Source organism: Accumulibacter sp., assembly GCF_031732815.1.
Classification (GTDB): Bacteria; Pseudomonadota; Gammaproteobacteria; order Burkholderiales; family Rhodocyclaceae; genus Accumulibacter.
Genome location: NZ_JAVMKF010000170.1, coordinates 1 through 4,313, shown reverse-complemented (window position 1 = coordinate 4,313; position 4,313 = coordinate 1). Strand labels below are relative to the sequence as shown.

Sequence of the window (4,313 nt, the reverse complement as noted above, 5' to 3'; positions counted from 1 at the left end):
GCGGTCAGTAGGTGCCCTGCGCCATCATTGCATCGGCCACCTTGACGAAACCGGCGATATTTGCACCATCGACATAGTTGACGAAGCCATTCTTCTCGCCGTAACGGACGCAGTTGTTGTGGATGTCGGTCATGATCAGGTGCAGACGCGCATCGACTTCGTCGCGTTCCCACGGCAGCCGCTCGGCGTTTTGAGTCATCTCCAGGCCGGACGTGGCGACACCGCCGGCGTTCGAGGCCTTGCCCGGCGCGTAGAGGATCTTCGCCGCGAGGAAGACATCGACCGCCTCGAGCGTCGAGGGCATGTTGGCGCCTTCGGCGACGCACTGGACGCCGTTCCTGACCAGTTCCTTGGCGTCTTCGCCGTCGATTTCATTCTGCGTTGCGCTCGGCAGCGCGATATCGACCGGAACGATCCAGGGCTTCTTGCCGTGCTCGTACTGGAGGCCAAAGCGCTTCGCATAGTCGGCGACGCGGCCGTAATGATTGTTCTTGATGTCCATCAGCGCATCGAGCTTCTCGCGCGTGAAGCCTGCTTCGTCGATCACGCTGCCGTCCGAGTCCGAACAGGTCACCACCTTGCCGCCCAGTTCGAGGATCTTTTCGATGGTGTATTGGGCGACGTTTCCTGAGCCCGAAACCGAAACGCGTTTGCCTTCGAACGACATGTTCTTGCGCGCCAGCATCTCCTGCACGAAATAGACGACGCCGTAACCGGTTGCCTCGGGCCGGATCAGGCTTCCACCAAAGGAAAGACCTTTGCCGGTAAACACGCAGGCCGCATTGTTCGACAGCTTCTTCATCATGCCGGCCATGAAACCGACCTCGCGGCCGCCGACCCCGATATCGCCTGCCGGGACATCGGTGTCCGGGCCCAGGTGGCGATAGAGTTCGATCATCAGCGCCTGACAGAAACGCATCACTTCGCCCCTGCTCTTGCCCTTCGGATCGAAATTGGAACCGCCTTTGCCGCCGCCCATCGGCAGCGTCGTGAGCGCATTCTTGAACGTCTGCTCGAAGGCGAGAAACTTGAGGATGGACAGATTGACCGAGGGGTGAAAGCGCATGCCACCCTTGAAAGGTCCGATCGCTGAACTGTGCTGAACGCGGAAGGCGCGGTTGACATGCGTGTCGCCATGGTCGTCGACCCAGGCAACGCGGAACTGGATTGCCCGCTCGGGTTCGACCAGGCGCTCGAGCAGACCGGACTCGGCATAGCGCGGATTGCTGCTGATGAAGCCCCACAGACTGCCCATCACCTCTTGTACCGCTTGCAGGAACTCCGGCTGATTCGGGTCGCGCGCCCGCACGTAGTCCATGAAACTGGATAGATCCTTGTACTTCATCCTAAGCCCCCATTTGCGTTGTCGATAATCCAGAAAGCTCGAGCACTCGAATGTTGCAGTGCGGCAAGCAAGGAAGGATTGTATGCCCCTGATTGGTGCATGTGCAAGCCGTTCGTCGAGGTATTGCGCGAGCCTCATCGTCCGGCGGCATGCGCCTGCGCCTGCTCCTGATGCGGCGACTCGTCTCTGGCCATGGCCACTTCCTCCTGTCGTCCGCCAAGGCGTCGCGCTCGCTGGCCGAGTGAATGCGCAGACGCCATCGGCCATGCATCAATTCCGCGCTTTCATTGACAAGCTGGCAGGGGAACTGCACGATGTCTGGCCACCGACAGGCGAAGTGGATCCTGGGCAGTCGCGCCTGTCTGCGGCCTGAGCCTTGCCGGCCCTGGTCGCCCTCCGACTCACCCGGCGTAGCACAGGAGCAGGCACCCATCATGGTTACCACATTCCATCCCACGACAGGTCTGACGGGACTCGACGGCGTACTGCACGGGGTACGGCCGGGCGACAATATCGTTTGGCAGGTCGAGTCGCTCGACAAGTATCGGGCGCTCGTCGAACCCTACGCGGCGGCTGCACGCGCTGAGCGCATGCGGCTGATTTACTTCCGCTTTGCCGACCACCCGCCGTTGCTCGACGAGGTGGAAACGCACCATCCCGATCCCGCCGAGGGCTTCGACGCGTTTGTCGATCGGGTGCACTCGGTCATCGAGGCCGCGGGCCGGGAAACGCTTTATGTCTTCGACTGCTTGTCGCACCTGGCCGACGCCTGGCAGTCGGACCGCATGATGGGCAATTTCTTTCGCCTGACCTGCCCGCGTCTGTTTGATCTCGATACCGTCACCTATTTCGGCGTTTTCCGCAACCGTCACGCGCCGGCGGCGATAGGCGTGATCACCGATACGACGCAGTTCCTGATCGACGTCTTTCAGTGCCGCGACAAGCTCTACCTGCGGCCCATCAAGGTTCAGCACCGGTCCACGGCGGTGATGAACCTGATCCACGCCTGGGAGATCGGCGACTGCTTTCGTCCGGTGCGCGACAGCGGCACCGTCTCGGAGATTCTCGCCAACTCGCAGTGGCCCGGCCTCGAGGACAACGCCATCGTCGGCCATTGGCAGCGCCAGTTTTCCGCAGCGAAAGCGGTGGCGGCGCGCCGGGCGGGTTCTCCCGATCCGCTCGAGGAAGAGTGGTTCGTCCGCCTGAGCCGCCTGCTGTTTCCGGTCGATCCGTCGATGGCCCGCCTGATCGACGAATACCTGCGGCTCGACGACTTGCTGACCGCGCGCACGCGGATGATCGGCAGCGGCACGATCGGCGGCAAGGCGCTCGGCATGCTGCTGGCGCGCGCTGTCTTGCGGCGCGATGCGCCGCAGCTCGAAGCTCGGCTCGAAGCGCACGATTCCTTTTATATCGGCGCCGAGGTGTTCGATACCTTCATGGTGCATAACGGCCTGTGGTGGATACGGCGCCGTCAGCGCAATCCGGATACCTACCTGCAGGAAGTCGATGCGGCGCGCGCGCGCGTCCTTGCCGGCCGTTTCTCGCCGACGGTGAAACGTCAGTTCGAAGGCATGCTGGAATACTTCGGCGAATGGCCGTTCATCGTACGTTCGAGTTCGCGGCTGGAGGACCGCTACGGCAACGCCTTCGCGGGTCAGTACGACAGTGTCTTCTGCGCCAACCGCGGTCCGTGGGAAAAGCGGCTGGCGAGCCTGCTTGACGCGGTGCGCCGGGTCTACGCCAGCACGATGAGCGAACAGGCGCTGCGCTACCGCGAACGGCGCGGCCTGCTGGGCGAGAATGAACAGATGGCCGTGCTCATCATGCGCGTGTCGGGCACGGCGGGCGGTCCCTATTTCCATCCACACGCTGCCGGTGTCGGCCTGTCGGTGAACCCATATCGCTGGAACCCGCATATCGACGTCAAGGCGGGAGTGATCCGGCTGGTCGCCGGCCTGGGCACGCGCGCCGTTGATCGCACGGATGACGACTACACCCGGCTGGTGGCGCTCAACGCACCGGAATTGCGGCCCGAGACCACTTTCGGCGACATCGCGCGCCGCGCGCAGCGGCGCATGGATGCCATCGATCTGGACGCCGACCGCGTCGTCAGCGGTCCGTTCGCCGAAATGGTGAGCGAGCAGGCCGACTTCCCGCTTGATCTGTTCACGACACGCGAAGAAGCGGGCAAGCCTGCCTTCCTGACCTTCGATCGCCTCTTGCGCGAGACGCCCTTTGTCGCCGATCTGCGCGACATGTTGGCAACCCTGCATGCCGCCTATCGTCATCCGGTGGAAATCGAATTCGCGCTGAACGTGCTGCCGGAAGGCGGATATCGCATCAACCTGTTGCAATGCCGCCCGGTGCAGATGCGCAATGTCGATGGCGGCGCCAGCGTAACGCCGCGCTTCGAACGGCCGGCGCCAATCGAGGCACAGGGCGCGGTGATCGGACCGAGCCGCGAGCTGCATCCCGACCGGCTGGTCTATGTCGTGCCCGACGGTTACGGCGCGATGAGCCTTGGTGCCCGGCACGATGTGGCTCGTCTGATCGGTCGCATCAACCAGGCGAGCAGTGAGCACACGCTTCTCGTGCTCGGTCCGGGACGCTGGGGAACGCGCGATCCCTGGCTCGGTCTGCCGGTGAACTTCAACGACATCAACCGGGTAGCCGCGCTCTGCGAGATCGTTGCGATGAATCGGAATCTCGTCCCCGATGTGTCGCTCGGCACGCATTTTCTCAACGAGCTGATCGAAGCCGATATGCTGTATTTCGCCCTGTTTCCCGATCGGGAGGGCAATCGCCTCGACGAAGCTTTCCTGCTCGCGCAGCCCAACCGCCTGGCCGAAATCCTGCCTGGGCAAGGCTATCTGGCGGACGCCGTGCGGGTGATCGACGTTCCCGCCGGGACGGTGCAACTGCTGGCCGATGCGGAGAGCCAGCGCGTCGCGATCTACCTGGACGG

General features: G+C 63.2%; 2 protein-coding genes. One reads left to right on the top strand and one right to left on the bottom strand.

The annotated features are described in order from the left end of the window. Window positions 1-4: 4 nt before the first annotated feature. Window positions 5-1,345, bottom strand: coding sequence for an NADP-specific glutamate dehydrogenase (gene gdhA / locus RKP46_RS11195; RefSeq protein WP_311106717.1), 1,341 nt, complete (start codon window positions 1,343-1,345; stop codon window positions 5-7). A 434-nt stretch (window positions 1,346-1,779) separates the two neighbouring features. Here gdhA and RKP46_RS11190 point away from each other — a divergent pair. Next, window positions 1,780-4,313: PEP/pyruvate-binding domain-containing protein (locus RKP46_RS11190; protein WP_311106716.1), on the top strand; the 2,534-nt coding region annotated here is incomplete at its 3' end.